This is a genomic window from Fibrisoma montanum, assembly GCF_003583365.1.
GTDB lineage: Bacteria > Bacteroidota > Bacteroidia > Cytophagales > Spirosomataceae > Fibrisoma > Fibrisoma montanum.
Window position 1 is genome coordinate 932329 of sequence record NZ_QXED01000003.1, and the last position, 16389, is coordinate 948717.

The window sequence follows — 16389 nt, forward strand, 5'->3', positions numbered from 1 at the left end:
CCCGGTAGCCACCGGCTCAACGTGTTTGCTGTTTATGGGTCTGTAGCCAACCGTCGATGACTTGCGCAATGGTGAACCGTACGCCTTTGAATCGTTCGGGAGGTGTCGTTTCCAGCGCTTGTCTGAGTCGGTACACATTCGGGTAAAAATCAACCCCGGTCCCCTGAAACTGGTAATCGATTGCCCGAAGCACCTGCTCAATGCCGTACATGTCGAAGCTCCAGTTTTGCAGGTTGTTGCTGTCCCGGATGTCGGCGGCAATTGTCGAAGCCAGAGGTAGCAGGCTCTTATTAAGCGCCCGGGCAAACGCTTCCTTCTGCGTCACGGCATTACCATCCAGAAAATAATATACCTCACGGGCCGTGTGCTCGTGCTCAAGCAGGGCCAGAATCTTGGCTTCCCAATCAGAATGCGCCCTGATCTTTTTGATAGCTGCCTGGCGAATATCTTCATCCTGAAACCGGTTGGCGTAGCCCAGTAGAAACATGATCGGGTTACTGGGCGTTTGTGAGGCTAAATAGTCCAGGTTTTGCTGGTGCCATCTGTCCCGCTGCTGCTGCCTGTGTTCCAGATCAGCCCGGGCGCTGGCGGCTGAGTCCCGCACGTAGCCCACCAATAATCCCCCGCAATAGAGGCCGCTGAGCAACAACCCTCCCCAAAAAGGCGCTCTGATCAACGTACTGGAAAGGCTCGACTGCCAATCAGTATTCAGAGACAGCAGACAACCCACCAGCCAGAGCAGCGGTATCCATATCTGACCGTGCCAGGTGGCTACGATGCGTAAAAAATAAGGATACGTCAGATCAGTATTACTGTGCCATTCCCACTTGAATACGGCACAGAAAAAGGTGGTTATGGTTATAAATAGCCAGGTTGACAGCACCACCGCCGATCGCCCGGAAGTGCCGCTGGCCACCCAATGAAAATTTCCTTTGATGAGTAACGTAAGGGTCAAGGCCAGCGCACTGATAGCAAAGCCAAGTCCGAAGAAAGCCAGACCAAGCCCGTAGCCCATGGCATTCTCGCCGACCAGCGTGGGTTTGGAAGCAGTAAACAGGGCCATTCCAAGCCAGAAAATCAGGGTGATTAGAAAGAAAATAAATCCGAGCATGATGGTGTCCAGTAATTCATGCCCAAAGGTGATACCGCAATGGGTGGGCACCAACTAAATCAGCCTGGCTGACGCAGAACGCTCCATGAACCGTAGCCAATACGTTCTTAGCCGTTGGCACACCGGATCGAGGGCCATAAGCTTTCGCCGTTCGGGAGCAGCCGCCATTGTATTAGCTGGTATTCAGACCTTAACGGATAAAAAAACAAACCCGGCCTCAAACTGGACCGGGTGTTTCAACCTTCTCTATTATGAACAGTTTTTACTCTCAAGTACGATGGTACTAATGGAATTATGATTTTAAGTTACGGTGGTCAATAGTCTTTCGTCGAAATGAATTATCGGTGGATACGTCATTTTCTTTAGACAAAGATCACCCGACCGGGTTAAATCGAAATTAGTCAGGAATTAAGTGTTGATTAAGATCAGACTTCTCCGTCTTTCGGCTCATCTGTGCGGCAAATCATCCAGGGTGAGCACCATATCGTAGTTGTCGATATCGCCCCGCCAGAACGAGCCAACCGGCATGAATCCGAATTTGGTGTAGAAATTAACCGCTTTCTGATTTCGCTTCTGCACCCCGCCCCAGAGTACAACCTGGGACTTACCCAGGCTCCTGCCGGTCTCAAGCAGGTGTTCCAGCATTAGGCTGCCCAGCTTCCGGCTCTGATACACATCCGCCACCGACGGCGCTACCGTACCGGCTTTGTCAAGCTGAATTGGGTACTTAACGGCCTGAAGACGCGCCAGATCATCGGGCAAAACACCCAGGAGAAGCAGCATATAAGCTACCACGTCGCCGGTTTGCCGACTGGCTATCAAGCGGAGCGTGTGCGTCGGATCAAGGGTATCGCAGATCAGCTGCGCCGTCGCTTCGTCGAACGGATGCGGTCCGAAGTAGCTTTTCGACTGCTCCGAAAGGCCGGACAGGTAGTTGTAGAGCGTAGCCGCGTCGGTTGGCTGCAACAAACGGATCGTTAGCACTTCGCCATCGGGGAGAGTGATTGGCCGGGGAAACAAGGTAGCTGGCTCAGGCATGGGAATGAACAGACTAGTTGCTGCAAAATAAGCGTTTGGAAAGATAGCCACCGCCCCCGTGTAGGCAACTTCAGTCCAACCCGCCCGATACCCATAGCGGGCGGGTTGGTACAGAACACTGGGCTATTTCATCTGGCTCAGCACCAGCCGGTCGAAGGCCTGATCGGGCAACAGCTTGCGCGCGGTCAGTATCAAGGATGCGCCGGCACCGGCTGCGTACCGCGTTTTGGGCGTTTTCGCCCTGATCGCTTTAGCAATGATCTGAGCGATCACCTCCGGCTCCGAACCCCGGTCATCGGCCGCTTTCAGCAATCGGACGTGCTTCTCGACCAGGTTTTTATACGCCGTAGCGCCTGAAACGTTCAGAAGATTCGTTCGGGCAATGCCGTTCCATTCCGTTTTGATCGCACCGGGCTGAACAACTACGACCTCAATGCCAAACTGCCGGAGTTCCATCCGTAAGCTGTCGCTGAAGCCTTCCAGGGCGAACTTGGTTGCGTGGTACCACGCCCCGTGCGGCTCCCCTATTCGCCCCCCGATGGACGAAATGTTGATGATCCGGCCCGACCGTTGGGCGCGCATAGCGGGCAGTACAAGCTGCACCAGTCGGGCTAATCCGAACACATTTACCTCAAACTGGTACTTAGCCTCCGCAATGGGCACATCTTCTACGGCTCCGTAAGACCCGTAGCCTGCATTGTTGACCAGCACATCGATGGCCCCCGCTTCCTGCCCGATTGCCTTCATAACAGCCACCATCGATTCCTCGTTGGTTACGTCCATAGCCATAACCCGAATTCCGGCCTGTTCGAGGTCTTTCATTTTTTCGAGCTGCCGGGCCGTGGCATATACCCGGTATCCGGTTTCGTTCAACAGCAGGGCCGCAGCCTTGCCGATTCCACTGGACGCACCAGTGATCAGGACAGTTTTGTTTTTCATCGTATTTAGATTGACTAATCACTCTATTATGTTGGTAAATTTTTTATGCCTTCAGCATGTGCCAAACCAGGTCGGCTGCCTGCTGAATCACTTGTTTTTGGTCAGCTTCTGTCTGTTCATTCGCCGTCAGGAATTGATAAACGCCGAACACCTGACTGGAGAGGAGGGTATATATCAATTCAACTGACATCGGTTTAAGCGCTCCTTCGGCCAACCCACGCTCAATCAGCTGCCGATGACTACGTGTTTGCTCCATGATTACGTCGGCCGGCACTTGTTCGTAGTGCGGAGAGACGTGCACTTGCTGGATGTAAAAAAACGCCTGCGAGTTATCAACCGCCCAGTATAAAGACTTTATAAACAACCGCTTAAAGACCAGTTCAAACTTTTCTTCCGGATTCATATCGGCCGACAGGTACTGGCTGATATCGTTCTTGATCTTGTTGTACAAGGCAATGATCAGTTCTTCTTTTGTCTTGAAATAATGAAACAGCGTTCCATTTGACACCCCTGCTTCCTGCGCAATCCGACTGGTTGGCGTTCCGTGAAAGCCATACTGCGCAAACAAGGCCAAAGCCGCCCGATAGATCTGTTCCTGCTTTTCCATATTGATTGACTAATCACTCTATATACAGCAGACTCGTCAGAATGGTTCATGCATAATCCTGAACGCACTATTTTAATCCATCCTTTTTTCTTACCTTCCCCTACTCTAACATTCACCATACCTTATCCATAGCTTTGCACGCACTCTATGGAATCCCTACATTCATGGCTTCTGTTTTAATTCAATTTGCCCACCCCGCTCTGGAGAAGTCGCGGGTAAATCAACGACTTCTCGAAGCAGCCAGTGACGTACCGCTGGTGACAGTCAACGACCTGTATGAACAGTATCCGGATTTTGACATTGACATTGACCGCGAGCAGGAGCTCCTGCTTCGCCACGACTACGTACTGCTTCATCACCCCATGTACTGGTACAGCGCTCCGGCCATGACCAAGCAGTGGATCGACCTGACACTCGAACACGGCTGGGCGTACGGCCGGCAGGGTAATGCGCTGACCGGCAAGAAAATGATGAACGTCATGACCACGGGCGGACGCCAGGAAGCGTACCAGGAAGCCGGTTATAACCGCTACACCGTCCGCCAGTTTCTGGCTCCGTTCGAACAGACGGCCCTGCTCTGCAAGATGCTGTACCTCCCCCCCTTCGTCGTGCACGGTACGCACCGCATTGCGGAAGAAGGTATTCTGGAAGCCGTCCAGCAGTACCGCACGTTGCTGGAGCGACTGACCGCCGATGAGTTCAACCCCGACCATGCCGCCCAGTTTGCCTACGCCAATGACTTTTTAATCGAAAAACAATCGTTATGAGCCAGTCTGTTCTACTACAAGCCATTGTCTACCTGGCTGCCGGTGTTGTTTTTGTGCCCATTGCCAAACGGCTGGGTTTAGGTTCGGTGCTCGGCTACCTGCTGGCCGGTATGGTCATTGGCCCGGATGGTCTGGGACTCGTTGGTGAAGAGGGGCAGGACGTTATGCACGTAGCGGAGTTCGGCGTCGTGATCATGCTGTTTCTGATCGGTCTGGAACTGGAACCCGACCTGCTCTGGAAACTGCGCGTGCCCATTGTCGGGCTGGGTGGCCTGCAGGTCGTTCTTACCACGGTCGTGATCAGCGGCCTGGCCATGCTGACCGGCTTACCGTGGCAGGCGGCCCTCGCGGTGGGCATGATCCTGACAATGTCGTCGACGGCTATTGTGCTGCAGACCATGAATGAGAAGGGGCTGATGCAGGCCGCTTCGGGACAGAGTACGTTTTCGGTGCTTTTGTTTCAGGACATCGCCGTGATTCCCATTCTGGCGCTTTTACCCCTGCTGGCTACGTATCCACTCTCGGAGTCGGGCGAAGGGGGCGGCCACGATACGCTGCTGGCCGATCTGCCCGGCTGGTTACAGACCCTGGCCGTGCTGGGGGCCGTGCTGGCCGTCGTCATGCTGGGCCGGTTTGTGATGCGTCCGGTATTCCGGATCATTGCCAGTACGGGGCTGCGGGAAGTGTTCATTGCCTCAGCCCTGCTGCTGGTGGGTGGTGTGGCCCTGCTGATGGAATCGGTGGGACTCAGCCCGGCCCTGGGTGCTTTCGTGTCGGGGGTGGTGCTGGCCAACAGTGAATACAAACACGAACTGGAAAGCGACATTGACCCGTTCCGGGGGTTGCTGCTGGGCCTCTTTTTCATCTCCGTCGGGTCCTCGATTGACTTCGGCCTCATCCAGGAAAACCCACTGCTGGTCGTTGGGGTGGTGCTGGGCATGATGACCCTGAAAGCCATCGTGCTGGCCGTATTGGGCCGGCGCTTTAAACTCAGTACGGATCAGAATCTCATTTTTTCGCTGGCCCTCTCGCAGGTGGGTGAGTTTGCGTTTGTGCTCTTGTCGTTCTCCCTGCAGAACGGCATTCTGGATACCCGAACGGTTGGCCTGCTGACGGCGGCCGTAGCGCTCAGCATGGCCCTGACCCCCATCGTCTTTCTGGTGAATGAAAAACTGCTGCTGCCCCGCATCGGCACGACCGCCCAGGACAAAAAAGCGTCGGATCAGTTCTCCGCATCCAACCCGGTCATTGTGGCGGGGTTCGGGCGGTACGGCAACATTGTCGGGCGGTTTCTGCGGGCCAACGGCATCGGCACCACCGTTCTGGATTTTGACTCCGACCGGGTGGATATTCTCCGCAAAATCGGCATTAAGGTGTACTACGGGGACGCATCGCGCTATGACCTGCTCAAATCGGCCGGGGCGGAGGAAGCCAAAGTGATTGTGATTGCCCTCGACTCACCCGAAAAGTCGCTGGAACTGGTCGAAACGATCAAGAAACATTTTCCGCATCTGCAAATCCTGGTACGTGCCCGCGACCGCGACGATGCCTACGAGTTGATGGACGCGGGCATCGAGCACGTGTACCGCGAAACGCTGGATTCATCGCTGCGGACGGGCGTGGATGCCATGCGGCTGCTGGGGCTGCGGGCCTACCACGCCGAACGGTCGGCGCGGCTGTTCCGCAAACACGACGAAGAAGCACTGTCGGAACTGGCGTCTGTCCGTCATGATCAGAAACAGTACTTCAGCACCGCCCGCCGACGCATCCGCGAACTGGAGCAGCTGATAAGCTCAGACGAGACCGATCGCTGGCTTCGGGAAGTCGAAGAAGGCTGGGACTCTGAATCGCTGCGCCGGGAAGCCAATCAGCAAACGAACTGATCCGTTTTCTTTTTGGGATTTACCCTCACCCCAACCCCTCCCGCATCGGCGGACCGCCCATAACAAGGAGAGGGGCTTACTGTCCGCCCCCTTCTGCATCGGCGGACCGCCCAAATTGGGAGAAGGGCTTTTTCAGGGCTAGTTCCTCTTCTACCCGGTCGAGCGGGCCGTTAGCGGGCGAACAGTTTTTGCAGCACCCACGCGATACCTACCACGGCCAGGCATCCGATGACGTTGAGCCACAGGAACGCGGTAAGGTTGAGGTACCAGCTCAGAATAACGAGCCCCTCGGCAACGACAGCGGCCCAGAACGTAGCGCGTCCGCCGATGGATTTGACGTAGAACGCTACCACAAAGACGCCCAGAATAACGCCGTAGAACAGCGACCCGAGGATGTTTACGGCTTCGATCAGGCTGCCGAACTGGTTCGCGAACTGAGCTACCACCACGCAGAATATGCCCCAGCCGATGGTAGCCCAGCGCGACACCTGGACGTAGTGCGCATCGCTTCCGCCCTTTATGAGCTGGCTGTACACATCCACCACCGTAGTAGACGCCAGCGAATTGTACGCTGCCGCAATCGATCCCATCGACGCGACAAAGATCACGGCGATGATCAGCCCGATCAGGCCGTGGGGCAGGTAATCGAGCACAAACCGCAGGAAGATGTAATTCACGTCGTTCGTGTCGGCAACCGGGTTGTTTTTCTTGATCAGCCCCACTACGTCGGCCTTCACGGCTTTGAGCGATTCGTCGGTTTCCCGGAGCAGCGTAGCCGCGGCTTCCTGCCCGGCCTGGTCGTCGGCCTGAAGGGCCACCTGCATATCCGTTACGGCCCGCTGGCGCTGGGTCGTCAGGTTCTGATGCTTGATCTCCGCCAGTTGATACTCCCGGGCGTAGGGACTTTGCTCCAGCCGGTCGGTTTCCTGCTGGTTAAAAAACAGGGGCGATGGATTGAACTGATAGAACACGAACACCAGCACCCCGACCAGCACGATCAGGAACTGCATCGGTATTTTCAGCAGCCCGTTCATCAGCAGCCCCAACCGACTCTGACCGATGGAGTTACCCGTCAGGTAGCGCCCTACCTGCGACTGGTCCGTACCGAAATACGACAGTTGCAGAAAGAACCCGCCGATTAGCCCCGACCAGATGTTGTACCGGCTGTTCGGATCAAACTGAAGGTCGATCAGGTTCATCCGACCGGCCTTTCCGGCTACGTGCAGGGCCTCGACAAACCCGACGTTATCGGGCAGCATCCGGACAGTCAGGAACCCCGCCAGGGCCATACCGAGCGTAACGACCGCCATTTGCTGGAGGTGCGTGTGCGAAATGGCCTTGGTTCCGCCCAGCACCGTGTAGATCAGTACGATACTGCCCATGATCAGGTTCGTTACGTAGATGTTCCAGCCCAGCAGCGTGGAGAGAACGATGGCCGGCGCATAAATCGACAGCCCCGTCGACAGGCCCCGTTGCAGCAGAAACAGGCCGGCGGTCAGGGTCCGGACGCGGGTATCGAACCGGTTTTGAAGAAACTCGTAAGCGGTAAACACTTTCAGGCGGTGGAAAATCGGCACGAACGTAACCGACAGCACCACCATCGCCAGCGGCAGGCCGAAGTAAAACTGCACGAACCGCATGCCGTCGGTGAAGCCCTGACCGGGTGCCGACAGAAACGTAACGGCACTGGCCTGCGTGGCCATAACCGACAGCCCAACGTGGTACCACGGCAGCGACTGCCCCGCCAGCAGATAATCGTCCATACTACGGCTGCCCCGGCTCCGGACAACGCCGTAGACAATCACGGCCAGCAACGTAATAAGTAAAACGCCCCAATCCAGTCCACTCATGAAAACCAGACCATCAAGCCGTAAAACAAAATGATTTCGGCCACTAAGGCCCCGATGACGATGGCGTAAAGCTGGGGCCAGGTACGCACGAAGGGAGGAAGATCAGCAGACGTATCAGTCATAGAATAGGTGGGTTTACCAATATAACGGCGAAAATAGGGGAAAACCATGTAAGCGAGCGTAAACTATGTGTTTATGGCACAAATACCCTTTTTTCTTTGATTTACCTTATTGATGGTATAGTTTGCAAACGCATAATCCAATACAAAAAACATGCAAGACGAGTCAACGTTATCGCCCCAGCAGCAACTTTTCGACCTGACCAATAAAGTAGCCATCATTACCGGAGCCAGCAAAGGCATCGGCGAAGACATTGCCCGGCTCTACGCCCGCTTCGGCGCGAAAGTGGTGATCAGCAGCCGGAAGCAGGACGCCTGCGATGCGCTGGCCAGCGACATCAGGGCGCAGGGGGGCGACGCTACGGGCATCGCGGCCCACGTCGGCGATCTGGACCAACTGAAGCAACTGGTCGATAAAACCATCGACGCGTACGGCGGTATCGATATTCTGGTTAACAACGCGGCCTCCAACCCCGTGTTCGGCCCCGCCCTCGACTGCGACGGGGGCGCTTTCGACAAGATCATGCAGGCCAACGTAAAGGCCCCGTTTGAACTAAGCAAGCTGGTATATCCAAGCATGAAATCCCGGGGCGGGGGCAGCATCATCATGATGAGCAGCATCGCCGGCCACACACCCGACCCGGGGCTGGGTATCTACAGCGTCAGCAAAGCCTCCCTGAACATGCTGATGAAAGTCCTGGCGAAAGAATGGGGACCCGACGGCATCCGCGTCAACGCCATCTGCCCCGGTTTGATCAAGACAAAGTTCAGCCAGGCGCTCTGGCAAAATGAGCAGATCCTCTCCCACTTCACCGACCGGCTGCCGATTGCCCGCATGGGCACCACCGACGAAGTGAGCCCGCTGGCCTTGTTTCTGGCATCGCCGGCGTCGTCGTACTGCACCGGCAGCCTGTTCTACGTGGATGGGGGGACGGTGATTTAAGAAGCTGACCTCACCGAACGTCGGCCCGAGCCGGCGTTCGGTGAGGTCAGCTCAGGTCTGTCATTTAAACAGCAACGGTGCAAACTCATGGAGGCATCTTCGCCAGGTGTGCCACTCGTGGTAGGTGCCCGGCGATTCATAATACGTCGATTTGATGCCCAGATCCCCCAGTTTTTTGCGGGCATCGGCGGCCATCTCGACGAACCGTTTTTCCTCGCTGCCCGCGCTGAACCAGAGCACCCTGACCTTGTTGTTAAACGCCTTCGCATCGGCAAACACCCCGTTGAAGGCCGTTTTCGGGTCGGCGAGCATGTCCCCGAAAATGGCCCCGCTGAAAAAGCCGTAGTGCGAAAACATATCTACGTGCTTCATCCCGATCAGCATGGTTTGCAGCCCACCCATCGACAGCCCCGCCATGGCCCGGTTTTCCCGGCCCGGCAGCGTCCGGTAGGCCGTTTCCATCGTCGGTATGATTTCCCTGAGGTAGACCTGTTCGAGCGTAGCCGCCCGTTTGACCATGTCGCCGGGGGTATTGGCAGGGGCTTCGTTTGGCACAAGCGCGTAGCCGTTGTCCATGACCACCAGCATGGGTGTGGCCTTCTTTTCAGCGATCAGGTTATCCAGGATGGCGCTCATGTGCCCCTGCAACGACCAGCCCCGTTCGTTTTCGCCGGCTCCGTGCAGCAGGTACAGAATAGGATACTGTTTCTTCGGGTTCTCATCGTAGCCGGGCGGGGTATACACGAACGCCCGACGCCATTTGCTGGTGATGCTCGATTGATACCAGTGTTCGCGCACGCTGCCATGCGGCACGGTTTTGAGCTGGTGAAAATCCTCGTTGGGGGTCGGAATTTCGATGCCGCTCGTCGGACGACCGTACCCAAAATACGCGTCGCTGCCGGGATCGTTCACCCGGACTCCGTCGACAATAAACCAGTAGTAATGAAAACCCGGACCCGCCGACGGCATGGTACCGGTCCAGTTTCCCTCGGCATCCTTGACCAAATCCAGCGGGTCTTTCTGCAGGCCGTCGCCCCCCTGCACCTGTACTTTCGTGGCTTCGGGTGCTTTCAGGCGGACACTCACCCGCGAGTTGGGGGCGATTTTGGGGTATTCGGCACCGGGCAGATTTGAACTGGCCGGCTGAAAATCACCGGCAGCCGACTGGGCCCAACCCAACGCCGGCAATAAACCCACCAGCAACAGCGGCAGGGTAAACAAGCGTATGTTCATAGCGTGTGATACGTAACAGGACATCACGACGGAAAGTGACGGTAGTTTCCGATCTACTTTCAGACAACGTCTTTTCCTGGTTATAGCTTGCGGGTTGATCAGGGAGTATAGGCGGTCTGTACGGTACGTCTGACCGCCTATACTCCCCAGTCAACCCGCCACAACATCGTTACAGGTAGCGTTTGCGGTCTTTGCGGTACGTCTGACCGCAAAGACCGCAAACGCTACAACCAGACCACTGGGCAGACTACAGCCTATCACCGTTAGGGGTAGTACAAAGCGGTCAGACGTACCGTACAGACCGCTTTGTACTACCCCTAACGACCTGGACTTTTATGTTAATTCAGCCAGCTGCCCGTCGGATTGGCCGTGGTCTGTACGGTACGTCTGACCGCAAGCCAATCCGACGGGCACTTGTGACAAGTTTAGTCAGTCTCAGTGGTTATTGTAAGGATGGCGGTAGCGGTCAGCACGGTACGTCTGACCGCTACCGCCATCCTTACAATAACCACTGCAAAGAAGGCGGCCGACTGCACCAGATTTTTACGTATGTTAGGCCGGTAATCACACACGAACCGCATGGGCCTTTTCGATTTCATCCGCAACGAACTCATCGAAGTCATTGACTGGGTCGACAACTCGACCGATACGGTCATCTGGAAGTTTCCGGATAACGGCAATAACATCAAATACGGCGCTCAGCTTACCGTCCGGGAGTCGCAGGTGGCGGTGTTCATGAACGAGGGGCAGATCGCCGACGTCTACCCGCCCGGCCGCTACGAACTGACAACCCAGAACATGCCGATCATGACCACGCTGCGGTCGTGGAAGTTCGGCTTCGAATCGCCGTTCAAGGCCGACGTCTACTTCGTGTCGACGAAGCAGTTCACCAACCTGAAATGGGGGACGCAAAACCCGATCATCGTGCGCGACCCGGAGTTTAAGCAGGTACGGGTGCGGGCCTTTGGCGTGTTCTCCCTGCGCGTCACCGATGGCGGTAAATTCATCAAGGAATTTGCCGGTACGACCCCCATTGTCCGCATCGCCGACGTAGAAGACCAGCTCCGCACGGCCATCGTCAGCAAGTTTTCGGATACGGTCGCCGAAGCCAATGTATCGATTCTGGACCTGGCCCGTAATTACCAGGAACTGGGCGAAAAGCTGCGGCCGATGTTGCAGGACGATTTCACGGCTTACGGGCTGGAACTGACCCGTTTCTACATCGAGAACACCAGCCTGCCGCCCGAAGTGGAAGCGTTTCTGGACAAGACAACGCAGATGAACATGGTCGGTGATATGGCTCGTTTCCAGCAGTTTCAGGCGGGTATGGCCCTCGAAGACGCGGCCGAAAACGGTGGTGCGGCCGGCACGGCGATCCTGATGGGTGGTCTGGGCAACTTCATGAACAACGCCAACGCGGCCAACGCCCCTCAACCCGCAGCCGCCCCTAAGGAAGATAAAGCGCAGGTGCTGGAACTTCTCAAACAGCTCGGCGAACTGAAAGCGGCCGGGGTGCTGACCGAAGAGGAATTTACCGCAAAAAAAGCGGAGCTGCTGGCGAGATTATAAGTTTGGCCGCAGGTTTCACTGATTTATGCAGATAAATAACTAGTATTTTTGATATTAACGTTAGTTCTGGATAAAGCATAGACCAATTAGCTATCTATCAGTGATTTGCGTTTTTATATTTTGTCATCCCGACGTCAGGAGGGATCTTCGGGAAAAGTTGGATACCGTCTGGCGCCCAAAGATCCCTCCTGACGTCGGGATGACAAAAATGCTCTCTGAAAGCTACAGAATTATTTACAACTCACGTTGATAGTAAGTGTGCTCTGCGTCATCTACACGAGCCGCCGATGCGGTTCCATCGACCAATGACCCCACCCGACCTCACCGACGTTATTAAAGCGCCCTGCCGAAACTGCGGGGCGCAACTCCACTTTTCGGCGGACAAGCAAAAACTGGCCTGTGCGCACTGCGGCAACACCGAGGACATTCCGTTCGCGAAAACCAAACTGGTTGAGAACCCGCTCACGTACCGCTTTGAGAACCAGCAGTTGTCCAGCGCCCCCACGGAAGAAAAACGGCTGTTTACCTGCGGCAACTGCGGGGCTAAAACGCAGGTGAACCTCGACACACCAACCATCACCTGTGCGTTCTGCGGCTCCAAAAACGTGAACCCCGACGCGCAGAAAACCCGACTGATTGAACCGGCCGGGGTACTGCCGTTCCGCATTTCGCGGGCCGGGGCCACCGAACGCTTCAAATCGTGGGTGGGCAGCGACTGGCTGGCCCCCTCGGACCTGAAGGCCGGGGCCATGCTCGATCAGCTCCACGGCATCTACATCCCCTACTGGACGTTCGATGCGCAGGCCGCTTCCGACTGGGTGGGCCAAGCGGGCTACTATTACTACGTACCGGTGGAGGTCCGGGACGCCAACGGCCGGGTCGTTACGCAGCAGCAACGGCGCGTCCGCTGGGAATACCGGTCGGGCAGCCACTCCGCCTTTTACGACGACGTTCTGACAATGGCCTCCCGGCAGCTATCGGCGCAGGAAGGGACGGTGCAGGAAGTGAGCCGTTACGAGATGAACGACGTAGTGGACTACGACCCCCGTTTTCTGCTGGGCTGGGAAGCCGAGGTCTACAGCATCGACTTAACCGAAAGCGCCCAAAAAGCCGAAGCGTTGATCCGCGACCGCGAGATGAACGCCTGCTCGGCCGAACTGGGGGGCGACACGCAACAGGGCCTGCAGGTAGACACACGCCTGACGAACCAGACGTTCAAGCACCTGCTGCTGCCCCTCTGGATCTGCGCCTACACGTACAACGGCAAGCTCTACCGCTTCATGGTCAACGGCCAGACGGGCCAGGTAGCCGGCCAACGCCCAAAATCCGCCTGGAAGATGGCGCTGCTAATCGGCAGCTTTATCCTACTGGTGGCGCTGATTTACTGGCTGACGCAGAAGCGGTAAAAGTATTTATCTACACTAATCTCAAAAATTTATACTACGCTTAATAAATTCTCATACGTACCTCTTTGCAGAAGTTAGGTAACTTATTTATGATTGTGGACCGGTTTATATGAGCCGAAGAATTAGTTTCTGAATTAAAACAGTGCTAAACCACAACGCACTGAATTTTAATTAAATGTAGCTTAGTGATATCACGCACAATAACACGTTGGGTGGAGCGGCCAAAATATGCTTGCAAAGCGGGTTGCGGGCGACAAGTTGAACGCCCCGATTAGGCAGGTTTGTGCTGGTGGGCCATGCCTAGGTTGACAAGTCAAACGCCTGGGTAGGTCAATCTCAACAAGCCAGGCGGGTCTCGCTCGACAGGACAAATGCCCCGGTTGGGCTCCCTAAGTTTTAGTTTATAGAAGCACTTGATGGCGCAAGTAAACTTACTTGCGAAATCCAAAGTGTAAAATGTATAACCGTTTGCTTTGTAATTAGTGATTCATCGTTGCACACCAGTTTTATGTTTTTACTTATTGATCTTGATGGAACACTTACAGACACAGCACATGAAAAATTCAAACCATATAAAGATGGGCTTGAAGAAACCAACGTAGCTGACATCCCCCTGATTGAAGGAGCTAAGGAATTTATAATACGAGCTAAAAGCAACGGTCATAAGCCAATTATAATATCTGATAGCCACCCTCGATATGTGAATATAATAGCGGATAAAATTTTTCAGCTTCCTTCGTTAAGTCTCGCGGATAAACCAAACTCGGCCAAGACCACATCTTATCTAAAATCCACATTGAACGGAGAAGCAACTCCTGAAAATAGTATCGTAATTGGGGACACATGGCTTGATATTGAATTAGGTAGAGCCTTGAATTTTCCCACGATACTAACTACTTTCTATTTTGCGAGTAGCCAAGAGAACAGGGATGGAATAGGACAAAATTGGAAACATATAAAGAGTGGGCCGACTTTCTATGCGAAAGATTTTTATGAAATACATAATATTCTGAATAACCCTACACAAAACTTACTCGCGATTGAAGCAATTTTCAAGGGGGCTTATTCATCGAAAGCAGTAAAATTTAAAACTATAAAAAACTCTGAACGATTTACAGCCTACCGTACACTCGCAAGACAAAATGCTGGCCAATGTGATAAATATGCAGTAGCTGATAAATATTTTGAATTCCACAGAGCCGACCGTTCACAAGAGGTTTTGAAAAACTTGAGTGATGCCATTGGATACTACATAGAGAGCGTCCAAAATAGTATGCCGTCTACTTTGTGGGACTATTTTACATACGTATCAGATAAGGCGACAACACAACCACCTAATAAGCTTGGGGAATTGTTTAGTCAAATCCAGACAAACATACCGAAGGCCAACCTTATTCGTTGGGTCGAACAGATAGAGGGCAGTATACGCAACCAGAAAGATTATAGAAGCCGAAGAGATTTTGTAGACAAACACATTTTCATTGATAGAAATACAAACCTGAGCGGCAAGAACATTGTTGTGCTTGATGACCAGTTTACTACAGGTGGCACAGCTTATTCAATATGTGGCAAATTTATTGAGAGAGGGGCAAGAAACGTTCTATTCATTACTATGTTCTATCTTATCAGTACTGTTGAATGTGAGCGTGCTTGCCCTAAATGCGGCACTAAGCTCCAAGTTAAAATAAATAGGAGCAGAGGAACACGGTTTTTATCTTGTGTGTCACCCCGTTATGGTGGAAAGGGTTGTGGCGAATTTATAGAAAATATTTTCTGACGTGAAGTACAACAGCAAAAGCGTAGTAGTATTAGCCCTATCTCAACTAAAAGGTATAGGGCCAGCTTTTATTAAGAAAGTTACTGGCTTAGGCGTATCATCGTCTAATGCATATGAGGAATTAAGACGTATTATTACGGAAAATAGTAAGCTTTTCGAGGATGAGATATTATTTAGAGCCACTGAGTATGCTGAAGAAATAATAACTAAGTGTAATGACGATGGTATAACTATAATTAGCTTGAATAATCAAGATTATCCAGCCACTCTCAAAGAGTTGAGAGACCCACCGCCTGTTCTGTTTTGCAAAGGAAACTTGGATCTACTGTATAGTAAGACAGTATGTATCATTGGAACAAGAGAGCCGAATCAGCGTGGAATCAAGATTGCAGAAAGAGTCGGTTCTTTCTTTGCAAACTCCAACTGGACAATATGCAATGGTCTTGCAGCAGGTATTGATTCATACTCGGTAAAGATTGAACAGTCATTTCACAGAAATGTAATTGGAGTAATGGCTGGCGGTCTAAACTATAACAGTCAACGTACATTGTTAAAAAATACAGCTTTGAATGCTGATAAGGTAATTGAAAATGGTGGCCTTATCGTCTCAGAAATAGTACCTGACAAGAAAGAAGATACATTTACTGTTGTAAAATCGTGTAGAATTCAAGCAGGCCTTTCTAATGGATTAGTTTTAGTTCAGAGTTCACTTGATGGAGGATCGAAATTCACTACAAAAGCTTTTTGTGAAATTTCAAGACCTATAGGAGTTATAAATCCTGTTGGCGAAGATTATCATCTTTCGTCTTATGAAGCAAACACAGCCATTATTGAAGGTTATAAAAAGGGGCTAAGTAGATTTACAGAATTGAAGGAAGATAAAATTATAACAAGCAGAGTTTTTACTATTAAAACGAAGGATGACTATGCAGAGTTAGAAAGTCTTCTAAGCAAATCCTATGGTAGTTTACACAGAGATAATTCATTATTTGGGTAATTTATGTTAGTCAAGACTTAATCTAAGAGAGTGTTGGGAAATAAAGAATATTGAGGATCGGGTCACCTTTGTAGCGACCAAACTCCAAAGCTGTGACTAAACAGTTTTCTAAACTGACCGACCCTCAATGGGATGCAATTTCTCCTTTTT

The 16389-nt window shown here is 53.0% G+C and carries 14 protein-coding genes; 7 read left to right on the forward strand and 7 right to left on the reverse strand.

Annotated elements, in window-relative coordinates; translation table 11 throughout:
* Nucleotides 1-16: 16 nt before the first annotated feature.
* From DYU11_RS13930 to DYU11_RS13945, 4 genes are all read right to left on the reverse strand, one after another.
* Nucleotides 17-1111, reverse strand: a complete 1095-nt coding sequence (locus tag DYU11_RS13930) for a hypothetical protein (protein WP_119668272.1) — start codon at nucleotides 1109-1111, stop codon at nucleotides 17-19.
* Between the two features lie 447 nt (nucleotides 1112-1558).
* Nucleotides 1559-2149 (reverse strand): GNAT family N-acetyltransferase, encoded by a 591-nt coding sequence (locus DYU11_RS13935; protein WP_119668273.1) that lies wholly within the window; start codon nucleotides 2147-2149, stop codon nucleotides 1559-1561.
* A 123-nt stretch (nucleotides 2150-2272) separates the two neighbouring features.
* On the reverse strand, nucleotides 2273-3088 hold the full coding sequence (locus tag DYU11_RS13940) for an oxidoreductase (protein WP_119668274.1): 816 nt from the start codon (nucleotides 3086-3088) through the stop codon (nucleotides 2273-2275).
* A 43-nt stretch (nucleotides 3089-3131) separates the two neighbouring features.
* A complete protein-coding gene (locus DYU11_RS13945; RefSeq protein ID WP_119668275.1) occupies nucleotides 3132-3695 on the reverse strand; it encodes a TetR/AcrR family transcriptional regulator in 564 nt (187 codons plus the stop codon).
* Between the two features lie 164 nt (nucleotides 3696-3859).
* Here DYU11_RS13945 and kefF point away from each other — a divergent pair, with 164 nt between their 5' ends.
* Together kefF and DYU11_RS13955 are read left to right on the forward strand one after the other, a co-directional pair.
* Nucleotides 3860-4462 (forward strand): glutathione-regulated potassium-efflux system oxidoreductase KefF, encoded by a 603-nt coding sequence (gene kefF, locus DYU11_RS13950; RefSeq protein ID WP_119668276.1) that lies wholly within the window; start codon nucleotides 3860-3862, stop codon nucleotides 4460-4462.
* The gene (locus tag DYU11_RS13955; protein WP_119668277.1) at nucleotides 4459-6345 is read left to right on the forward strand and encodes a monovalent cation:proton antiporter-2 (CPA2) family protein; all 1887 of its coding nucleotides are present in this window, start codon (nucleotides 4459-4461) and stop codon (nucleotides 6343-6345) included. Before kefF ends, DYU11_RS13955 begins: the two co-directional genes overlap by 4 nt.
* Nucleotides 6346-6515: 170 nt before the next feature.
* Here DYU11_RS13955 and DYU11_RS13960 read toward each other — a convergent pair whose 3' ends face one another.
* Nucleotides 6516-8195 (reverse strand): sodium:solute symporter family protein, encoded by a 1680-nt coding sequence (locus DYU11_RS13960; RefSeq protein WP_119668278.1) that lies wholly within the window; start codon nucleotides 8193-8195, stop codon nucleotides 6516-6518.
* Nucleotides 8192-8317, reverse strand: coding sequence for a hypothetical protein (locus tag DYU11_RS33815; protein ID WP_262697108.1), 126 nt, complete (start codon nucleotides 8315-8317; stop codon nucleotides 8192-8194). Before DYU11_RS33815 ends, DYU11_RS13960 begins: the two co-directional genes overlap by 4 nt.
* A gap of 151 nt (nucleotides 8318-8468) precedes the next feature.
* On the opposite strand from DYU11_RS33815, the gene DYU11_RS13965 reads away from it, so the two are divergent.
* The gene (locus DYU11_RS13965) at nucleotides 8469-9257 is read left to right on the forward strand and encodes an SDR family NAD(P)-dependent oxidoreductase (protein ID WP_119668279.1); all 789 of its coding nucleotides are present in this window, start codon (nucleotides 8469-8471) and stop codon (nucleotides 9255-9257) included.
* Between the two features lie 60 nt (nucleotides 9258-9317).
* Here the strand turns inward: DYU11_RS13965 and DYU11_RS13970 are convergent, their stop codons facing one another.
* Nucleotides 9318-10490 (reverse strand): alpha/beta hydrolase-fold protein, encoded by a 1173-nt coding sequence (locus tag DYU11_RS13970; protein ID WP_119668280.1) that lies wholly within the window; start codon nucleotides 10488-10490, stop codon nucleotides 9318-9320.
* A 579-nt stretch (nucleotides 10491-11069) separates the two neighbouring features.
* Here DYU11_RS13970 and DYU11_RS13975 point away from each other — a divergent pair.
* From DYU11_RS13975 to DYU11_RS13990, 4 genes are all read left to right on the forward strand, one after another.
* On the forward strand, nucleotides 11070-12059 hold the full coding sequence (locus tag DYU11_RS13975; protein ID WP_119668281.1) for an SPFH domain-containing protein: 990 nt from the start codon (nucleotides 11070-11072) through the stop codon (nucleotides 12057-12059).
* A 305-nt stretch (nucleotides 12060-12364) separates the two neighbouring features.
* The gene (locus DYU11_RS13980; protein ID WP_119668282.1) at nucleotides 12365-13465 is read left to right on the forward strand and encodes a TFIIB-type zinc ribbon-containing protein; all 1101 of its coding nucleotides are present in this window, start codon (nucleotides 12365-12367) and stop codon (nucleotides 13463-13465) included.
* A 508-nt stretch (nucleotides 13466-13973) separates the two neighbouring features.
* Complete coding sequence (locus DYU11_RS13985) at nucleotides 13974-15242, forward strand: hypothetical protein (RefSeq protein ID WP_147367941.1); 1269 nt, start codon at nucleotides 13974-13976, stop codon at nucleotides 15240-15242.
* Nucleotide 15243: 1 nt separating this feature from the next.
* Nucleotides 15244-16239, forward strand: a complete 996-nt coding sequence (locus DYU11_RS13990; RefSeq protein WP_158600285.1) for a DNA-processing protein DprA — start codon at nucleotides 15244-15246, stop codon at nucleotides 16237-16239.
* Nucleotides 16240-16389: the final 150 nt, after the last annotated feature.